At 69.8% G+C, this 18636-nt stretch carries 15 protein-coding genes; 9 read left to right on the top strand and 6 right to left on the bottom strand.

Annotation, left to right across the window (positions count from 1 at the left end; translation table 11 throughout):
* Window positions 1-175 precede the first annotated feature (175 nt).
* Complete coding sequence (locus tag AC1DYP_RS14040; RefSeq protein ID WP_477046831.1) at window positions 176-1180, top strand: agmatine deiminase family protein; 1005 nt, start codon at window positions 176-178, stop codon at window positions 1178-1180.
* A complete protein-coding gene (gene aguB, locus AC1DYP_RS14035) occupies window positions 1177-2055 on the top strand; it encodes an N-carbamoylputrescine amidase (protein WP_477046830.1) in 879 nt (292 codons plus the stop codon). The genes AC1DYP_RS14040 and aguB overlap by 4 nt, the downstream gene beginning before the upstream one ends.
* Before the next feature lie 146 nt (window positions 2056-2201).
* Here aguB and AC1DYP_RS14030 read toward each other — a convergent pair whose 3' ends face one another.
* Window positions 2202-3023: an acid phosphatase gene (locus AC1DYP_RS14030; protein ID WP_477046829.1), complete on the bottom strand. Its 822-nt coding sequence runs from the start codon at window positions 3021-3023 to the stop codon at window positions 2202-2204.
* Window positions 3024-3172: 149 nt separating this feature from the next.
* Here AC1DYP_RS14030 and AC1DYP_RS14025 point away from each other — a divergent pair, with 149 nt between their 5' ends.
* Complete coding sequence (locus tag AC1DYP_RS14025; RefSeq protein ID WP_477046828.1) at window positions 3173-5230, top strand: TonB-dependent receptor; 2058 nt, start codon at window positions 3173-3175, stop codon at window positions 5228-5230.
* A gap of 187 nt (window positions 5231-5417) precedes the next feature.
* Complete coding sequence (locus AC1DYP_RS14020; RefSeq protein ID WP_477032895.1) at window positions 5418-6212, top strand: SapC family protein; 795 nt, start codon at window positions 5418-5420, stop codon at window positions 6210-6212.
* A 66-nt stretch (window positions 6213-6278) separates the two neighbouring features.
* Here the strand turns inward: AC1DYP_RS14020 and AC1DYP_RS14015 are convergent, their stop codons facing one another.
* Window positions 6279-6671: an acyl dehydratase gene (locus AC1DYP_RS14015; RefSeq protein WP_477032894.1), complete on the bottom strand. Its 393-nt coding sequence runs from the start codon at window positions 6669-6671 to the stop codon at window positions 6279-6281.
* Window positions 6672-6800: 129 nt separating this feature from the next.
* Here AC1DYP_RS14015 and AC1DYP_RS14010 point away from each other — a divergent pair, with 129 nt between their 5' ends.
* Both AC1DYP_RS14010 and AC1DYP_RS14005 read left to right on the top strand, forming a co-directional pair.
* A complete protein-coding gene (locus tag AC1DYP_RS14010) occupies window positions 6801-8984 on the top strand; it encodes a protein-disulfide reductase DsbD family protein (RefSeq protein WP_477046827.1) in 2184 nt (727 codons plus the stop codon).
* 51 nt (window positions 8985-9035) lie between these two features.
* Complete coding sequence (locus AC1DYP_RS14005) at window positions 9036-10409, top strand: MFS transporter (RefSeq protein WP_477046826.1); 1374 nt, start codon at window positions 9036-9038, stop codon at window positions 10407-10409.
* 1 nt (window position 10410) lies between these two features.
* Here the strand turns inward: AC1DYP_RS14005 and AC1DYP_RS14000 are convergent, their stop codons facing one another.
* On the bottom strand, window positions 10411-11148 hold the full coding sequence (locus AC1DYP_RS14000; protein ID WP_477046825.1) for a DUF1353 domain-containing protein: 738 nt from the start codon (window positions 11146-11148) through the stop codon (window positions 10411-10413).
* Between the two features lie 172 nt (window positions 11149-11320).
* Between AC1DYP_RS14000 and AC1DYP_RS13995 the strand changes: the two genes are divergently transcribed.
* Window positions 11321-11932, top strand: coding sequence for a thioredoxin family protein (locus AC1DYP_RS13995; protein ID WP_477046824.1), 612 nt, complete (start codon window positions 11321-11323; stop codon window positions 11930-11932).
* 147 nt (window positions 11933-12079) lie between these two features.
* Here the strand turns inward: AC1DYP_RS13995 and AC1DYP_RS13990 are convergent, their stop codons facing one another.
* Window positions 12080-12586: a hypothetical protein gene (locus AC1DYP_RS13990; RefSeq protein WP_477046823.1), complete on the bottom strand. Its 507-nt coding sequence runs from the start codon at window positions 12584-12586 to the stop codon at window positions 12080-12082.
* A gap of 136 nt (window positions 12587-12722) precedes the next feature.
* On the opposite strand from AC1DYP_RS13990, the gene pgi reads away from it, so the two are divergent.
* Entirely contained in the window at window positions 12723-14342 is a 1620-nt protein-coding gene (gene pgi / locus AC1DYP_RS13985) for a glucose-6-phosphate isomerase (protein WP_477046822.1), read from the top strand.
* Between the two features lie 162 nt (window positions 14343-14504).
* Here the strand turns inward: pgi and AC1DYP_RS13980 are convergent, their stop codons facing one another.
* Together AC1DYP_RS13980 and AC1DYP_RS13975 are read right to left on the bottom strand one after the other, a co-directional pair.
* Entirely contained in the window at window positions 14505-15998 is a 1494-nt protein-coding gene (locus AC1DYP_RS13980) for a M56 family metallopeptidase (RefSeq protein WP_477046821.1), read from the bottom strand.
* Window positions 15991-16359 carry a BlaI/MecI/CopY family transcriptional regulator gene (locus AC1DYP_RS13975; protein WP_477046820.1) on the bottom strand — a complete coding sequence of 123 codons (369 nt, stop codon included), beginning with the start codon at window positions 16357-16359 and terminating at the stop codon, window positions 15991-15993. Before AC1DYP_RS13975 ends, AC1DYP_RS13980 begins: the two co-directional genes overlap by 8 nt.
* Window positions 16360-16463: 104 nt before the next feature.
* Here AC1DYP_RS13975 and AC1DYP_RS13970 point away from each other — a divergent pair, with 104 nt between their 5' ends.
* Window positions 16464-18623 (top strand): TonB-dependent receptor domain-containing protein, encoded by a 2160-nt coding sequence (locus AC1DYP_RS13970; protein ID WP_477046819.1) that lies wholly within the window; start codon window positions 16464-16466, stop codon window positions 18621-18623.
* The last annotated feature ends 13 nt before the right edge of the window (window positions 18624-18636 follow it).

Here is an 18636-nt window from a genome sequence, read left to right as displayed (position 1 = left end):
CGGTCCGGAAACGGACCGCCCTTTTCCTTTTGTCGCAGCAGTTTGCTTTTTGCTTTGACGCATTTCCTTCACGCGAACCGGAATCCACTTCGCTTGAAAATGCTCTAGAAGGACGGCTTGACCCCGGGCCCGTCCCGGCCCATTTGCGCCTCCCGTTTCGATCCAGGTTTCCGACATGACCCCGACCGTCCCCGCCGAGTGGGCTCCGCACCGCGCCATGTGGGTGGGTTTCCCCAGCCACGCCGAGCTCTGGCGGGAAGACCTTGAGCAGGCCCAGGACGAGGTCGCCGCCCTGGCCCGCGCCCTGGCCGGTCCCGGCGGCGAACGCGTCCGCCTGATGGTGGTCGGCGACGAGGCCGAGGCCGCCGCCCGCGCGCGCCTGGCCGACACCACGGTCGAGATCGTCCGCGGCCAGTTCGGCGACATCTGGCTGCGCGACACCGGCCCGATCTTCGTCGACACCGCCAACGGTCCGGTGGCCGCCGGCTTCCTGTTCAACGGCTGGGGCGGCAAGTACGAGATGGAGGGCGACGACCTGGTCGCCGAGCAGATCGCCGCCGCCAGCGGCGCGCCGCTGTCCCGCAACGCCTTCGTGCTCGAGGGCGGGTCGCTGGACCATGACGGCATGGGCTGCGTCCTGACCACGCGCCAGTGCCTGCTCAACGAGAACCGCAACGGCGATTTCGACGAGGCCAAGGCCTCGGCCGCCCTGGCCGCCTCGCTGGGCGTCAAGAAGGTGCTGTGGCTGGGCGACGGCCTGCTGAACGACCACACCGACGGCCACATCGACAACCTGGCCCGCTTCGTCGCGCCGGGCGTGGTGGCCTGCCCGATGGCCTTCGGGACCGACGACCCCAACGCCGAGGTCTATGCCGAGACGGCGCGGACCCTGGCGGCCATGACCGACGGCCGCGGCTCGCCGCTGCAGGTGGTGCGCATCCCCTCGCCGGGCCGCATCCTCGACGAGGACGGCGAGATCATCCCGGCCTCGCACATGAATTTCCTGATCGCCAACGAGGCGGTGATCGTGCCGATCTACGCCGAGGAGTCGGGCGCCTTCGCCGTCGAGGTGATCAGCGGCCTGTTCCCCGAGCGCGAGGTCATCGGCCTGCCCTCGACCGCCATCCTGACCGGCGGCGGCTCGTTCCACTGCATCAGCCAACAGGAGCCCGGCGAATGACCCGCGCCCTCAGCGTCGCCGCGATCCAGACCTCCTACGGGATGGACCTGCAGGCCAACATCAAGAAGACGGAGGCCTTCATCCGCGAGGCCGCCGCCGGCGGCGCGCAGGTGATCCTGCCGTCCGAACTGTTCCAGGGTCCGTATTTCTGCGTGACGCAGGAGGAGCGGTGGTTCGCCGAAGCCCATCCGTGGCGTGAGCATCCGGTGGTCAAGGCCATCGCCCCCCTGGCCGGCGAGCTGGGCGTGGTCATCCCGATCTCGATCTTCGAGCGCGAGGGCCCGCACTATTTCAACAGCCTGGTGATGGCCGACGCCGACGGCTCGATGCTGGGCCTCTATCGCAAGAGCCACATTCCCGACGGTCCCGGCTACCAGGAGAAGTACTACTTCCGGCCGGGCGACACGGGCTTCAAGGTCTGGGACACACGCTTCGGCCGCCTGGGCGTCGGCATCTGCTGGGACCAGTGGTACCCCGAGGCCGCCCGCGCCATGGCCCTTATGGGCGCCGAGGCCCTGTTCTACCCGACCGCCATCGGCACCGAGCCGCATGACCCCAGCCTCAACACGACCCTGCCCTGGCAGCGGGCGATGCAGGGCCATGCGGTGTCGAACGTGATCCCGGTGGTCGGCGCCAACCGCATCGGCTTCGAGCCTTGGGACGGCTACCCGAACGGCGGCCAGACCTTCTACGGCTCCAGCTTCGTGGCGGATCATCGCGGCGACCTGATCAGCGAGCTGGGCCACGCCGATGAGGGCCTGGTGACCGGGACCTTCGACCTGGACTTCCTGCGCACCCACCGCGCGGCCTGGGGCTTCTTCCGCGATCGCCGGCCGGAGCTGTATGGCGCGCTGGCGACGGGGCGGCCGGCCTAGCTCAGCAACTCACCCACTTGCCCCCACCTGGCGGCTGCGCCGCCTGTCCGGCCCCATAGGGGGCGGAGGACGCCCCGGCCGCCGCACCGCGTCCTCTTCCCCCTCTGGGGGAAGACGGTCGCGAAGCGACCCGTAGGGGGCAAGTGCTAGCCGGCAGGGCAGTCCTTGGGCGCCCCGCTTGCCCGCGACGCCGCCACCTCGGCCCGGGCCTTCTCCAGATCGCTCATGAACGCCGGATCCTGGTGCAGCCGCGAGACCATGGCCGAGCCCAGATAGCGCCCCGCCTCGATGTCGCTCTGATAGTGGACGCCGCAGATGATGCGGCTGTCGCCGAACTCGCGGCCGCGCGCCAGGACGGCGCTGGCGTGTTCGGGCGCGACCTCCGAGATCACCAGAGCCCAGGACCAGCCGATCAAGCCGTGACCGGATGGATAGGAGCCGTCCGTCTCGATCCACTTTTCGCGCGGCACGCAGATCGGCTTGGTGTTGCCCACCGGCGGGCGTGACCTTTGGAACGCCGCCTTGGCCGGCTGGTACAGGGTGGCGGCGTCGTCGGTCATCCGCAGCAGCAGGCTGGTCAGGGTCGGGGTGGCCTGCGGGCTGATGGTGACCCCGGCCGCGCAGGAAAAGCTCTTGAAGCCGTGCGCGCCCGACAGGTCGGCGTCGGCGATGGCCTTGTCCCAGGCCGGCGTGCCCGCCAGGGCGCGGGTGGCCTCGAAGGTGGCCTGGTCGGCCTTGCCGCGCGGCGAGTCCGGGGTCGGCGGCGGCCCGACGATGGCGGCCCCGTCCAGGTTCATGCCGGTCTTCAGATAGCCGGTCGGCGGCTTGGTCCAGCTGGCCGTGCTGGGGCTGACGGCATAGGGCGCGGCTTTCGAGGCGGCCGGCCTGGAGAACAGGTCCTGGACCGGGGAGCAGCCCATCAGCAGGGCGCCGCCCAGAGTGGCGACGAGCAGCATGTTGCGGGTCATGGGCGGCCTCCTTGCGGTCATCCGACCACAGAACGGCGACGAAGCGTGACGTCAAGCCGGGTTTTGGCACGAAGCCGCTTGACGACTCGTAATGTTATTTCATAACACTTCGTCCAAGCCGCTCCCCCGGCCAAGGTTCAGGATCTCCCATGCCCCGTCGCGTACTGCTTTCCGCCGCGAGCCTGCTGGCGTTCGCCCTCGTCGCGCCGCTCGCTCAAGCCGCCGAGACCCCGGCTCCAGCCGACGCCGCCGCCGCGCTGGACGGGCCCGAGTCCAACGCCGTCGACAAGGTCGTGGTCACCGCCGCCCCCTACGCCGTGTCGCTGGACACCGTGACCAGCAGCGTCAACGTCGTGACCCGCGATCAGCTGGACACCCTGCCGGCCGCCGGCATCGGCGACCTGCTGAACGGCCTGCCCGGCCTGCGGTCCACCTTCTACGGTCCCGGCGCCTCGCGGCCGGTGATCCGCGGCCTGTCGGGTCCCCGGGTGATGGTGCTGCAGAACGGCGTCGGCCAGGTCGACGCCAGCGCCCTGTCGCCCGACCACGCCGTGGCCAGCGACCCGGGCGAGGCCTCGCGGATCGAGGTGCTGCGCGGCCCCTCGACCCTGGCCTACGGCGGCTCGGGCATCGGCGGGGTGGTCAACATGATCGACGACCGCGTGCCCTCCAGCCCGGCCGCCAACGGCCCCGAGGGCAGGCTGTCGGCCTCGGCCTCGTCGGTCGACGACGGCTGGGCCTACAGCGGCGCGATCAAGGCCGGGAAGGGCCCGTTCGTGTTCGCGGCCGACGTCTCCAGCCGCCGCACCGACGACTATTCGATCCCCGTCGCGGCGGTGTCCGACCGCCTGGCGGCCCGCGACGGCCTGACGGTCGATCCCGACCACAAGGTCAAGAACACCGATGTCGAGGTCGACGCCTACGGCGCGGGCGTCTCCTACGTCCACGACCGGGGTTTCGTCGGCCTGTCGGTCAAGAAGACCGACACCACCTACGGCGTGCCCTACGAGCAGATCCTGGCCCCGATCGACCCCAACGCCGAGGGCCCGGTCTCGATCCACCTGCAGCAGACCCGCTACGACCTGCGCGGCGAGCAGGAACTGGACAATCCGTGGTTCGAGAAGGTCCGCGTCTCGCTGGGCTACGCCGACTACGAGCACGCCGAGGTCAGCGTCGAGGACGGCGAAGTCGGCACCCGCTTTCTGTCGGACGGGACCGAGGGCCGGGTGGAGCTGGTGCACCGCGAGCATGACGGCCACCAGGGCGCCATCGGCTTCCAGGCGCTGGAGCGCCACTTCGAAGCCATCGGCGACGAGGCCTTCGTGCCCTCGACCAAGATCAAGGAATACGGGGTCTTCACCCTGCAACGCCTGGATCGCGGAACCTGGGGCGTCGACGCCGGCCTGCGCTTCGACACGCGCGAGCTGACCACGCCGACCCAGTCGCGCGACTTCGACAACGTCTCGGCCTCGCTGGGCGTGTTCTACAAGCCCAGCGACCCGCTGTTCCTGGCCCTGACCCTGTCGCGCAACGGCCGGGCCCCGACCGAGTTCGAGCTGTTCGCCAACGGCCCGCACCCGGGCACCGGCGGCTTCGAGGTCGGCGACGACAGCCTCGACAACGAGACCGTCACCTCGCTGGAGGCCACGGTCCGCTGGAAGAGCGACCGCGTGCGCGCCGAAGGCCACCTGTGGGCGGCCAAGTACGACAACTTCATCGAGGAGGCCCCGACCGGCGCGGTCGAGGACGACCTCCCCGTCTACCAGTACTTCCAGACCAAGGCCGACTTCCACGGGGCCGAGATCGAGGCCAGCTACGACGCCTGGCGCGGGGCGACCCAGTCGATCCGCCTGGAGACCACCTTCGACTGGGTGCACGGCGACACCGACGCCGGCGTGCCCGCCCGCATCCCGCCGTGGTCGCTGGGCGGCTCGGTGGTGTGGACCGCGCCGCGCGTCGAGACCACGCTGGAAGTGCGCCGCGTGGCCGAGCAGGACCGGGTGGCGACCTTCGAACTGCCCACCGACGGCTACACGGTGGTCAACCTCAAGGCCACGTTCAAGCCGATCGCGGATTCGCCGCTGCGGCTGTTCGTCGACGGCCGCAACCTGACCAACGAGGAGATCCGCGAGCACGTCTCGTTCCTCAAGGACATCGCCCCGTCGCCGGGCCGTTCGGTGCGGGCCGGCGTGGCCTGGAAGTTCTAGAATTCGCTCGCCCAGGGCGGCGTTTCCAGCGCCGCTTTCCCGCCAGGGGTGAAATGGAAGCTCGACTTAACCACAAGGCGGAGGGGTCGATTGCGAGGCCCCTCCGGATCGGCTAGAAGCGCCGGACCTTTCAAAGGCCGCCTAAGCGCAATAGGCGTCCGTTCATTAGCCTTATGTCGAGCTGTTCATGGAAACGACCCAACCCGCCGGCGGCATCTCCGGCAACGTTCTGTTCTACTCCTCGCCGGAGCCGCTGAACCGCGAGCAGCACGCCAAGCTCGCTCTGGTCCACAAGGACAAGCCCTACGGCTTCGCCCTGAACGGCACCGCCGTGCCGCTGGCCGTCACCGAATTCGCCCCCGCCGCCCTGAGCTATCCGGTGATCTTCGCCGGCGAAGATCGCGTGCCGCTGGCCGTGATGGGCCTCAACACCGGTGAGAACCTGTTCATCGGCGCCGACGGCGGCTTCGAGCCGGGCGCCTACATCCCGGCCTATATCCGCCGCTATCCGTTCGTCCTGGCCAACGACGAGAACCAGGATCGTCTGATCGTCTGCATCGACCGCAGCTCGGACCTGCTGGCCGAAGGCGGCCAGACCCCGCTGTTCGACGAAAAGGGCGAGCCGACCGAATACACCCAGAACTGCATCAAGTTCTGCGACGACTTCGAAGTCGAGCGCCGCCGCACCGACTCGTTCGTGCAGCTGCTGAAGGACAACGACCTCTTCGAACTGAAGAAGGCCGTCTTCACTCCGCTGAACGCCGACGGCTCGGCCGGCGAGCCGCAGACGGTGGCCGAGTACTTCGGCGTCTCGGAAGAGAAGCTGAACGCCCTGCCGGCCGACAAGATCAAGGAACTGCAGACCAGCGGCGCCCTGGCCCAGATCTATGCGCACCTGGTGTCGCTGATCGGTTGGGACCGTCTGATCGCCCTGGCGACCATCCGCCAGCAGCAAGCGGCCGCCAACGGCGCGCTGAACTAAGACAGACGCTTCACGGCGTTGAAGAGGCGGCGGGTTCGAAAGAGCCCGCCGCCTTTTTCGTTCTCGCTACCGCGCGAAGATGCTTCGCGTCAGGCACGAGAAGACCAGGCGGCCGGCCTCGTCCAGCAGGTCGTGCTGGGCGATGACGATGCCCTTGCCCTCGCCGACCGGGTCCTTGCCCATCACCGTCATGCGGCCGCGCAGCAGTTCGCCGGCCGGCGGGTTGCGCAGCCAGCGCAGGGCGTCGACGCCGACCCGCTTGGTCTGGGGCCAGGCGGCGCTGGCCTCGCTGTCCAGCTTGGACCAGATGGCGAAGACCATGGTGTCGGGCGCGCCGCTGGCCGCCGGCCAGCCCGGCTGGAACGACGCGCAGAAGGTCTCCAGCGCCTTGCCGTCGACGACCGTGGCGCCCAGCGACACCACTTGGCCGATCTCGATGTCGTCGAAGGAAGCGGGCATGGACGGGCGACTCTCTTGCGAACGCGGGTCTTCGACCTGATCACGACGGCTTGGCCATTGTCGAGAGCGCTTGGAGAGGTCATGTGTCTTGCCCCAACCTTATCTTGGGCCCGAGCCTGGAACTCGTTCATGTCGCTTCGAAAGCTGTTCGCCGTTCTCCCGGCGCTGGTAGTCGCCCTGTTGCTGGGCGCGCCGTTGTTCAGCGGGGACGCCAAGGCCGATCCCGTCCAGACCGGGCATATCGAGGTCGAACTGGTGTCCCAGGAGGCCGGCGTCGCCCCCGGCTCGACGGTCTATGTAGCCCTGCGCCAGAAGATCCAGCCGGGCTGGCATACCTATTGGCGCAATCCCGGCGACGCCGGCGACGCCACCCGCATCGTCTGGACCCTGCCGGCCGGCTGGACCGCCGGCGACATCGTCTGGCCGACCCCGGAGAAGAGCCGCGTCGGGCCGCTGCTGGACTTCGCCTATACCGGCGAGGTGCTGCTGCCCGTGCCGATCAGCGTGCCGGCCAACGCCCAGGTCGGCTCGGTCGTCACCCTGAAGGCCGCCGCCGCCTTCCTGGTCTGCGAGCAGGTCTGCGTGCCCGAGGACGCCGTCGTCACCCTGACCCTGCCGGTCGTGGCGGGCATGCCTGGGACCGATCCGAAGTGGGGGGCGAAGGTCGCCGAGACCCTGGCCAAGGCCCCCAAACCGGCCGGGCTGAAGGCGGTGTTCGAACTGCAGGGTTCGGTGCTGAAGCTGGCCGTGACCGGCGCGCCGCTGAAGGGCGCCGACATCTCCGGCGCGTTCTTCTATCCCTATTCCGGCAAGGTCATCGAGCATCCGCCCGAGCAGGCGATCGAGCGCGGCCCCGAGGGCCTGACCCTGTCGCTGACCCCCGGCTACGACTTCACGCAAGCCGAGGCCAAGCCGACCGAACTCTCCGGCGTCCTGGCCCTGAACGGCGCGGCCTACGAGATCACCGCCACCCCGGGGACCATCCCCGCCGCGGCCGGCGGTCTGGGCGCGCCGCCCGCCGCTCCGGCCAAGGCCCACGGGTCGGCTGAAGGCGCCAGCCTGGGCCTGCCCCTGGCCGTGGCCTTCGCCTTCCTGGGCGGGCTGATCCTGAACCTGATGCCCTGCGTCTTCCCGATCCTGTCGATGAAGGCCGCCAGCCTGACCGCCCACGCCCACGACGCCGGCAAGACCCGCGTCCAGGGCCTGGCCTTCCTGGCGGGCGTGGTCGTCACCTTCCTGGTCCTGGCCGGCCTGCTGATCGCCGTGCGGGCCGGCGGCGCGGCCGTGGGCTGGGGCTTCCAGCTGCAGTCGCCGGCCGTGGTCGCCGCCCTGGCCCTGCTGATGCTGCTGGTGGCCCTGAACATGTCCGGCGTGTTCGAGGTCGGCGCCTCGGTGCAGGGCGTGGCTTCGGGCGCGAGCGGTTCGGGGATCGGCGGCTCGTTCCTGACCGGCGCCCTGGCCGTGCTGGTGGCCGCCCCGTGCACCGCGCCGTTCATGGCCGGGGCCCTGGGCTACGCCCTGACCCAGCCGCCGCTGCTGTCGCTGGCCGTCTTCCTGGGCCTGGCCCTGGGCTTCGCCGCGCCATTCGTGATCCTGGCCTTCGTCCCCGCCCTGCTGGGCCGCCTGCCGCGTCCCGGTCCGTGGATGGACGTGCTTAAGAAGGGCCTGGCCTTCCCGATGTACGCCACGGCCGCGTGGCTGGCCTGGGTCTACAGCCAGCAGACCGGCTCGATCCCGTTGGCCGCCCTGCTGGCCGCCAGCGTGCTGGTCGCCTTCGCCGCCTGGCTCTACGGCCTGGCCCAGGCGCGGCAGATCGGCGGCAAGGGCGCGGCGGTTCCGTTCGTCCTGGCCGCCCTGTCGCTGGCGGCCGCCGTGGCCCTGGTCGTGGTCGGCGTCCGCGCCGCTCCGGCCGCTTCGACGCCGGCCGCCGCCGCATCGGCCGAGGCTCCGGCCGGCCCGGGCCTGGCCTCCGAGCCCTGGAGCCCGGAAAAGGTCGCGGCGCTGCAGGCGCAGGGCAAGGTCGTGATGGTCGACTTCACCGCCGACTGGTGCGTGACCTGCAAGGTCAACGAGGGCACGGCCCTGAAGGGTCAGCGCCTGATCGACGCCTTCAAGGCCTCCGACGCCGTGCTGCTGCGCGCCGACTGGACCAAGCGCGACGCCACCATCGCCGCGGCCCTGGCCGAGCACGGACGGGCCGGCGTGCCGCTGTACCTGGTCTATCCCAAGGGAAGCGGCGAACCGGTGATCCTGCCCCAGCTGCTGACCGAGGGCCTGGTGATCGAGGCGATCGAAAAGGCCGCCAAGGGCTAGCGCGGTTCGGCGAACATTGCGTTCGGCGGGAGCGGCTGGCAGGTTCGGCGCATGTCGAGCGCGCCATCCAAACCCGAGAGCAAGCCCCGGTCGCGGGTGGTGTTCCACCACCTGCTCGGCAACAACCTGGTCGCCAACATCACCAACTTCACGGTCTGGTTCGCCCTGACCTTCTACGTCTATCTGGAGACCCGCTCGGTCTTCGCCACCGGCATGATCGCCGGCGTCTATCTGGTGCTGACCGCCGCGTCCGGCTTCTGGTTCGGCAGCCTGGTGGATCACCATCTCAAGAAGACGGTGATGCTGGGCTCGAGCGTGGCGTCGCTGGTGTTCTACGCCCTGGCGCTGATCGCCCACCAGCTGACGCCGAAGGGCGGCCTGGCCGACGTCTCCAAGCCGCACCTGTGGATCTTCATCGGCCTGACCATGCTGGGCGTCATCGCCGGCAACATCCGGTCCATCGCCCTGCCCACCCTGGTGACGGTGCTGATCCCCGAGCCCGAGCGCGACAAGGCCAACGGCCTGGTCGGGATGGTCACCGGCATCGGCTTCCTGACCACCTCGGTGATCAGCGGCTTCCTCGTGGCGTGGGGCGGGATGTTCTACACCCTGATCTTCGCCATGACCTTCACCCTGGCCGCGTTCGCGCACTTGCTGGCCGTGGACGTGAAGGAGCCGCGCGACGCGCCGCACCCCGACGCGCCCGCCGAGCCCCGACGGGTGGACATCGCCGGCACCCTGAAGGTGATCGGCGCGGTGCCGGGCCTGTTCGCCCTGATCCTGTTCGCCTCCTTCAACAACTTCCTGGGCGGCATCTTCATGGCGCTGCTGGACGCCTACGGCCTGTCGCTGGTCTCGGTGCAGGCCTGGGGCCTGCTGTTCGGCTTCCTGTCGACGGCCTTCATCCTCAGCGGGATCGTGATCTCGAAGACGGGCCTAGGCCCCAACCCGCTGCGCACCCTGCTGCTGGTCAACCTGGTCACCTGGTCGGTGTGCTGCGTGTTCACGGTGCAGTCGTCGATCTGGCTGCTGGCCGCCGGCTGCTTCGTCTGGATGCTGCTGGGCCCCTATGCCGAGGCGGCCGAGCAGACGACGCTGCAGAAGGTGGTGCCGTTCGAGCGCCAGGGCCGGGTGTTCGGCTTCGCCCAGTCGGTCGAGCAGGCCGCCTCGCCCCTGACCGCCTTCCTGATCGGCCCCCTGACCCAGTTCATCTTCATCCCGTTCATGACCACGGGATCGGGGGCCGACGCCATCGGCGACTGGTTCGGACGTGGGCCGGAGCGCGGCATCGCCTTGGTCTTCACCCTGGCGGGCGCGGTCGGGGTGGTCGCCACCGTGGTGGCCTTCAACTCCACCTATTACCGCCAGTTGGTCGCGGCCTATCGCAAGGGCGCGGAGGCCCAGCCCGAGGCGGGGGCGGCCTAGGCTACTTCTTCTTGTCGCCGACGCCGAACGGCAGGCGCTCCTTCACCTGGTCCAGCGGGGTGCGGGTGACGACCACCGGCGGCGGGGCGGCGATGATCGGGGTCCTGATCGGATAGGCCCGCCAGCCGGACTGGATCAGGGCGCCGAAGCCCTGGCAGCGCGGCAGGATCCGCACCGCGCCCGTTCTCGGCTTGGCGAACGGCGCGGGCTGGAAGAAGTCCTGGCGCTTGGGGTCGGTGAACTTCCAGTCGGTGATCAGGCCGTAGCCCTTCTCGCCGCCGATCCGCACGGCCTTGTAGGCGATGTTGGCCTGGAACGGCGGCACGCCGTATTTCAGCATCGCCCGCAGGAAGATGTCGTCGGCCTCCTGCCGCTTGCCCGGCTCGCCGATCGTGTAGAGCCAGTCGTGGACGATGGCCGCCCGCGCGGTCGGGCCCTGCGGATCGACGAAGCCCTGGCCGTACCAGGGCACGCTGGCGAAGTCGGTGACGTACCAGCGCGGCACGACAATGAGCTTGCCGGTCTCGACGTCGCAATAGGGGAACTCGGCGTCCAGGGTGAACAGCTTGCGGCCGTCCTTGGTCTGGTTGAACAGCATCACCGGCTGCGGCGTCAGCGAGCTGGGCGGCGTCGGGGCCACGACCGGCACGAAGACCGTGGTCTTGGTCTCGGTGGCGCAGCCGGCCAGGACGAGGCCGAGGGCGGCGAGCGCGGCGGAGATCTTGGACTTCGGCGACATGGTCGGTGGGCGGTGCTCGGGAGGACGCGATCTTCTGAAGGGCTAGCTTGGCCTTATCAAGCCCGGATGGCGAAGGTGCGGCGAATACGTCAAGCCTGTTGCGAGTCTTTCGCGGAACGCGGTTTTGTGGAATCGTGAGGGCGGAGGGCTTTCAACGTTCGGGAGAACCGACATGCCGATCACTCGCCGCCTCGTCGCCGCCGGCCTGCCCCTGGCCGGGCTGCTGCTGGCGCCGTCCCTCGCCCTGGCCAAGGCCGCGCCGGCCTTCACCGCCGTCGATGTCGACGGCAAGACCCGCTCCCTGTCCGAGTTCAAGGGCAAGGTGGTGGTGCTGGAGTGGGTGAACGAGGGCTGCCCGTATGTGAAGAAGCACTATTCGGGCAACATGCAGGGCCTGCAGCAGGCCGCCACGGCCGACGGCGTGGTCTGGCTGTCGGTCGCCTCGTCGGCGCCCGGCAAGCAGGGTTATTTCCCGGACGGCGCGGCCGCCAAGACCTGGATGAACGCCAAGGGCGCCAAGCCCACGACGATGCTGCTGGATCCCCAGGGCACGGTGGCCACGGCCTACAAGGCCAAGACCACGCCGCACATGTTCGTCATCGATCGTGAGGGCCAGATCGTCTACGAGGGCGCGATCGACGATACGCCCAGCGCCAAGGTCGAGGACCTGAAGACGGCCAGGAACTACGTCGTCGCCGCGCTCAACGATGTGAAGGCCGGCCGGAAGGTGGCCGTGGCCTACAGCCAGCCTTACGGGTGCTCGGTGAAGTACAAGGACGCTTAGGGCTCCCTAGATCCGCTCATCCCGGCGAAGGCCGGGACCCAGATGGAATAGCGGAGAGGCGGGTTCCTCAAGCGCAGAGCTCGTCCCGTCAGGCCCCACGCCATGGGATCTGGGTCCCGGCCTTCGCCGGGATGAGCGGAGTTTTGTTTAGGCCGCCGGCTGCGGCGGGGCGGTGATCACTTCGACGTTGTCGTTGAGCAGATAGACCATGTCCCGCAGGGCCAGGTCCTGGTCCTTGACGGTCTTGGCCTCGCCCACGGCCTTGAGCTTCTCGGGCAGGTCCTGACTGATGCCGCGCAGGATGCACTTGAGGTCGTCGACCGCGCCGCGCTCCTTCAGGGTCACGTGGCCCTTCATGTCCTGGGCCGCCAGTTCGGCGATCTTGCCCTGGAAGACGTCGAAGCCCTTCAGGGCCGCGGCGACGGCGGCGGGGTCCTTGGGCAGGCCGGCGCGATAGGCCTCGGCCTGGGCCTTCAGCCGCTTGGCCCGGCCGACGATGTCGAGGAACAGCGGCTCGCCGGAAACTGAAGGGGGGGGCACCGAGGCCGGCGCGGGCGCCGGCTGGATCACGGCCGGGGCCGCGTCCGCCTGAGCGTCCGGCGTGAACGATGCGAACATCAGCATGGCGGAAAAAGCGACGGCGTCACACGACATGGAGCACTCCCCGCGAAAAACGTCATTGGTCTTCATGACGTGGCGGCAGGGGTTTGGTAAGCCCGCCCGGGTAAACGCCGATTTACCAACTCGACCGCCTTTAGTGTGAAGGCCTCCTATTGTGAAGGAATGTCGCATGGCCGATCTCGACGCCGCCTGGACCCGCCTGGAAGACGCCGCCAAGGCCGCCGGCGAAAAGCGCATCGTCGAGATGTTCGACGCCGAGCCCCGGCGTCTGGAGACCCTGACGCTGGACGTCGCCGGCCTGCACATCGACCTCTCCAAACAGGCCTGGGACGAGGCGGGCCTCGAGGCCGCGCTCGACCTGGCCCATGCGGCCGACGTCGAGGGCGCCCGGGCCCGGATGTTCGGCGGCGAGGCGATCAACAGCTCCGAGGGCCGGGCCGTCCTGCACACCGCCCTGCGCGCCAGGGCCGATGCGGACTTCAAGGCCGGCGGCGTCCCGGTCATGGCCGAGGTCGAGGCCGTCCGCGCCCGGATGAAGGCCTTCGCCGAGGCAGTGCGGTCGGGCCAGATCAAGGGCGCGACCGGCAAGCCGTTCAAGGCCATCCTGCACATCGGCATCGGCGGCAGCGACCTTGGTCCCCGCCTGCTGTGGGACGCCCTGCGCCCGGTGAAGCCCAGCATCGACCTGCGCTTCGTGGCCAATGTCGACGGCGCCGAGTTCGCCCTGACCACGGCCGACATGGATCCGGAACAGACCCTGGTCATCGTGGTCTCCAAGACCTTCACCACCCAGGAGACCCTGGCCAACGCCGGCGCGGCCCGCGCCTGGCTGGCCGAGGCCCTCGGCGAAACCGGCGCCAACCAGCACCTGGCCGCCATCTCCACCGCCCTGGACAAGACCGCCGCCTTCGGTGTGGCCGACGACCGCGTCTTCGGCTTCTGGGACTGGGTCGGCGGCCGCTATTCGCTGTGGTCGTCGGTCAGCCTGTCGGTGGCCGTGGCCTGCGGCTGGGACGCGTTCCAGGGCTTCCTGGACGGCGCGGCGGCCATGGACGAGCACTTTCGCACCGCGCCGTTGGAACAGAACGCCGCGGTGCTGATCGCCCTGGCTCAGATCTTCAACCGCAACGGCCTGGACCGCCGCGCCCGCTCGGTCGTGCCCTATTCGCACCGCCTGCGCCGCCTGGCCTCGTTCCTCCAGCAGCTGGAGATGGAGAGCAACGGCAAGTCCGTCGGTCCGGACGGCAAGCCCGCCAAGCGCGGCACCGCCACGGTCGTGTTCGGCGACGAGGGCACCAACGTCCAGCACGCCTATTTCCAGTGCATGCACCAGGGGACCGACATCACCCCGATGGAGCTGATCGGCGTGGCCAAGTCCGACGAGGGCCCGGCCGGCATGCACGAGAAGCTGCTGTCCAACCTGCTGGCCCAGGCCGAGGCGTTCATGGTGGGTCGGACCACGCAGGACGTGGTCGCCGAGCTGCAGGCCAAGGGCGTCTCCGAAGCCGAGATCGCCACCCTGGCGCCGCAGCGCACCTTCGCTGGCAACCGGCCCTCGACCCTGGTGCTGATGGAGCGCCTGACGCCCGAGACCTTCGGCGCCCTGATCGCCCTCTACGAGCACAAGACCTTCGTCGAGGGCGTGATCTGGGGCATCAACAGCTTCGACCAGTGGGGCGTGGAGCTGGGCAAGGTGATGGCCGGGCGCATCCTGCCGGAGCTGGAGAGCGGGGCGACGGGCAGCCACGATCCGTCGACCACGACGCTGATCCAGCGGCTCAGGAAATAGGCCCGGAGGTTCCCGACATCCGCTCATCCCGGCGAATGCCGGGACCCAGATAGAATGACGGTGTGGCTGACGCCAACGGCTCTGAGTCCTTCCAATCAGCCTCTCCGCTATGGGATCTGGGTCCCGGCATTCGCCGGGATGAGCGGAGCTGTGAGGTGAAGCTTACCCCCAGTGGCCGGCCGCCAAGGCCGACAGGTTCCGGCCTTCCTCCATCTCGTCCGGCGTCTCCGGTCGCACGGTGGCGGTGACGACCATGGGCTGGCCGGTCGGCAGGCGCACGGTTCCAGTCTGGTTGGGGGCCAGGTCGATCGTGCCCGTCAGTTCCGGCCGGAAGGTGCGACCCAGGCTGACCGTGACCCGCAGGCGCTCGCCCTCCTGGACCACGCTGGTGAAGATCGAATAGCGGCTGCCGCTCCGCTCGTAGGCGCCCTTGCGATACAGGCGCTGCGAGCCGAAGGCGGTGAAGTCCGACCACAGCGGGACGCCGTCCGGCGACAGGCCGCTGGCCACCACACGCACCGCCGAGCCGGGCCGGACCAGCGAGCGATCGGCGACCGCGTGAATGATGCGGAACCGACGAAGCTCGCCGGGCGGGCGGATCGGCTCGAGAGGCGGCGTCGGGACCGGCGTCAGCGGGTCCGCGACCGGCTTGATCTCCGCGCGCGGGGCCGGCGGGCGAGGCTCAGCCGGCCGACGCGGCGGCGCCCGCCGGTCCGGACGCCGCGGCGAAGACGAGAGGCTTGCGGCGGCGGGCGCCTCGGAGGCGACGGCCGGCGCTTCGTACGTCACGGCGACCTTGGCCGGGCGCGCGGCGTACGCGCCCACCGCGCCGGCCAGGCCCAGAACGACGGTCAGGCCCGCGCCGACCAGGCGGCGGCCTCGGCTGGGCGCTGGGCGGGTGATCAGGCGCACGCGCTCGGCCAGCGGATGGCTGGACCAGTGGCAGCCCAACGGCAGGGGGCGGGCGGCCAGCTGGGTCTTCAGCATGGCCTGGGCATAGGCCTTGCGGGCCTTGGGATAGGCTGCGACGACCCGGGCGTCGCAGGCCAGTTCCTGGTCGATCTTCAGCCAGCGCGACATCGCGTGGACGGCCGGGTTGAACCAGTTCACGCAGGTCAGCAGGGCCAGGGCGGCGTTGATCGGGGGGTCGCCCCGCTCCAGGTGGACCTGCTCGTGGGCCAGCACGACCTCGCGCTCGGCCGGGGTGTAGCGCTGGGCGAAGTCGGCCGGCGTCACCACGCGCGGACGCAGCACCCCGACCACGGCCGGCCCCGCCCGTCCGGCGCGCGCGGCGCGCGCGAACTGGACCTGCCGCCAGACCTGCCAGGCCAGGCAGGCGACGACGCCGGCCAGCCACAGAGCGGCCAGCAGCGGCTGGAGGTCGAACGGCGCGGTCGCGGTGGTCGCCGCCGTGGGCGCGAAGGCGGTTTCCGCCTTCTCGATCGTCGCCACGGGCAGGCGGATCGTCACCACCCGCGCGGGGGCCAGCATGGCCAAGGCGGCCAGCGGCGGCAGGATCCACAGGCCGTAGGCGACCCGCGCGCCGAACAGCCGCCGCACGGGCAGGCGCAGCACCATCACCCCGACGACCGCGACCGCCAGGGCCAGGTTGGCGCGCAGGAGGGTGGCTAGGACGACGGAAAGCATCTCAGCCATCGTCCTCGATCTCCGCGATCAGGTCCTTAAGCAGCTGAACGTCCTTGGCCGTCAGCGCCCGGTGCTGGGCGAAATGGGCGACCAGCGGCGCCACCTCGCCGCCGAACAGCCGGTCGACCAGGCCCTGGCTCTCGGACTGCACATAGTCGTCCCGCGACACCAGCGGCCGATAGAGATAGCCGCCCGCTTCGCGCGCCCCGGCGATGGCGCCCTTGCGCAGCAAGCGGGTGATCAGGGTCTTCACCGTGCCGGGCGCCCAGTCGTGGGCCTCGCCCACCTCGGCAACGACGCCGTCCGGCGTCAGCGGCCCGCATCGCCACAGGGCTTCCATGACCTGGCTCTCGGCGCCCGAAATCCGCATGAGCTGCTCCATTACCGAAAGTACATTTGTATTCTATCGCAAAATACAGCTGTATCATAAGCCATGGCGGCGCGTTCGTCAGCGATTTTCCAGGGGGTTCCCAAGTGCATATCGGCCTGGTCTGGGCGGCGTTCGCCGCCGCTCAAGCGGCTTCCACCGCGGCGCCTGTCGCGCCTCCCGCGCCGCAGAAGCCCGCGGAGGCTTCCACGGGCGTCAGCGCCGTCGAGGTCAAGGCCGACGCGCCGCAGGTGCGCACCTCGATCGACCGGCGCAGCTACAGCGTCTCGGGCGACCTGTCGGCCCAGGCGGGCTCGGTCGCCGACGCCCTGCGCAACCTGCCCTCGGTGGACGTCGACGTTCAGGGCAATGTCAGCCTGCGCGGCGATCCGTCGGTGACCATCCTGATCGACGGCAAGCCCTCCAGCCTGTTCCAGGGCGAGGGGCGCGGCCAGGCCCTGCAGCAGATGCCCGCCGACCGCATCGACCGGGTCGAGGTCAGCACCAACCCGTCCGCCGAGTTCCGCGCCGACGGCACGGGCGGGGTCATCAACCTGATCACCAAGAAGGCCAAGGGCGCGGGGCGCACCAGCGGGCTGCGGCTGACGACCGGCGATTCCGGGCGCGGCGGGATCAGCGGCAACATGGGCTACAACAGCGGCAAGCTGTCGGCGTCCGGCGATCTCAACTACCGCCGGGACACCGCCGACCAGGTCGACTACGAACGTCGCCGGCAGGCCGATCTCGACAGCGAAACCAAGGGCAAGACCCAGCTCGACTTCGAGAGCGTGACCAGCCAGGGCTCGGTCGACTATGACTTGAGCGACAAGCTGCATCTCGGCGGCGAGGCCCGCCTCAGCCGCTTCGACCTGGCCGTCGACAGCCAGGGGGACACGGCGCGCGAGGACGGGGCGGGCAATCCGACCCAGGCCTTCCAGCGCGACCTGACGGTACGCCAGCGGCGCGACAACGCCATGGTCGGCGCCAACCTGCGTCGCCGCTTCGAGGGGGACGGCCACGAGCTGACCCTGAAGCTCAGCTATGACGTGACCGACGACAATCGGGTGCGGGCCGGCCACACCGTCGCCACCTTGCCGGTCGCCTCCAGCGCCTTTGACGAGCAACGGCTGGGCTACGACCTGCGCCAGACCGACCTGAAGGGCGACTATGTCCGGCCGATGGGTGACAAGCGGACGCTGAAGCTGGGGTTCGACCTGCAGTTCGATGACAACGGCTACGTCAACCAGGGCTTCCGGGGCGCCAGCCAGGACGGGCTGACGCCCGATCCGCTGCTGACCAACCAGTTCCTCTACGAGCAGGCCCTGAGCCAGGCCTATGCCACCTACCAGCAGCCGGTCGGCGACCTGACCGTGCTGGCCGGCCTGCGCTACGAGAAGTCCGCGCTGGACCTGGCCACCACCGGCCGCCGGGACGAGAACAACACCGCCGACTGGCTGCCCAGCCTGCACCTGTCCTATCCGCTGAGCGAGCGCCAGACCCTGACGGCCAGCTACAGCGAGCGCCTGCAGCGCCCCGGCCCGTTCGACCTGAACCCGGTCCCGTTCATGCTGGACCCGCTGAACTACCGCATCGGCAATCCGAACCTGAAGCCGCAGGAGACCCGGTCGTTCGAGCTGGGCTGGCAGTACCGCAAGGCCCCGCTGCTGGCGATGGCCACGCTGTACTACCGCCAGAACGACAAGGTGATGAGCGACGTGGTCACCGACATCGGCGGCGGGGTGTTCGTCACCACCAAGGCCAATGTCGCCCAGAGCCGCAACGGCGGGCTGGAGCTGGTGCTGAACGGCAAGCTCTCCAAGACCCTGACCTACAATCTGAGCTCCAACCTGTTCTGGGCGCAGCTGGACGGGTCGAACCTCGGCTTCACGGAGGACCGGTCGGCCGTCACCGCCTCGGGCCGCGCCAGCCTCAGCTGGCAGGCCACGCCCAAGGACCTGCTCCAGGTCAACGGCTTCCTGAGCGGCAAGCGCCTGACGGCCCAGGGCTACGCCATGCCGTCCGCCGGGATCGACCTGGGCTATCGCCGCAAGATCGACGAGCGCCTGTCGCTGGTGGTCACCGTGCAGGACGTGCTGGGCCTCTATCGCGACAAGCAGGTGATCGATACGCCGGCCCTGAAGAGCCTGGTGGTCCGCGATGTCGACGCCCGGATGCTGCGCGTCAGCCTGGCCTGGACCTTCGGGACCGGCAAGGCCCGCAAGGACCCCGGCTTCGACTTCCAGGGGCCGGGCGGGCCTCCCCAGTAGGGCATGGCCCAGT

Source organism: Caulobacter sp. P1_D6, from assembly GCF_056406095.1.
Note: the sequence above shows the minus strand (reverse complement) of the source record. Positions and strands in the feature narration are given on the sequence as shown.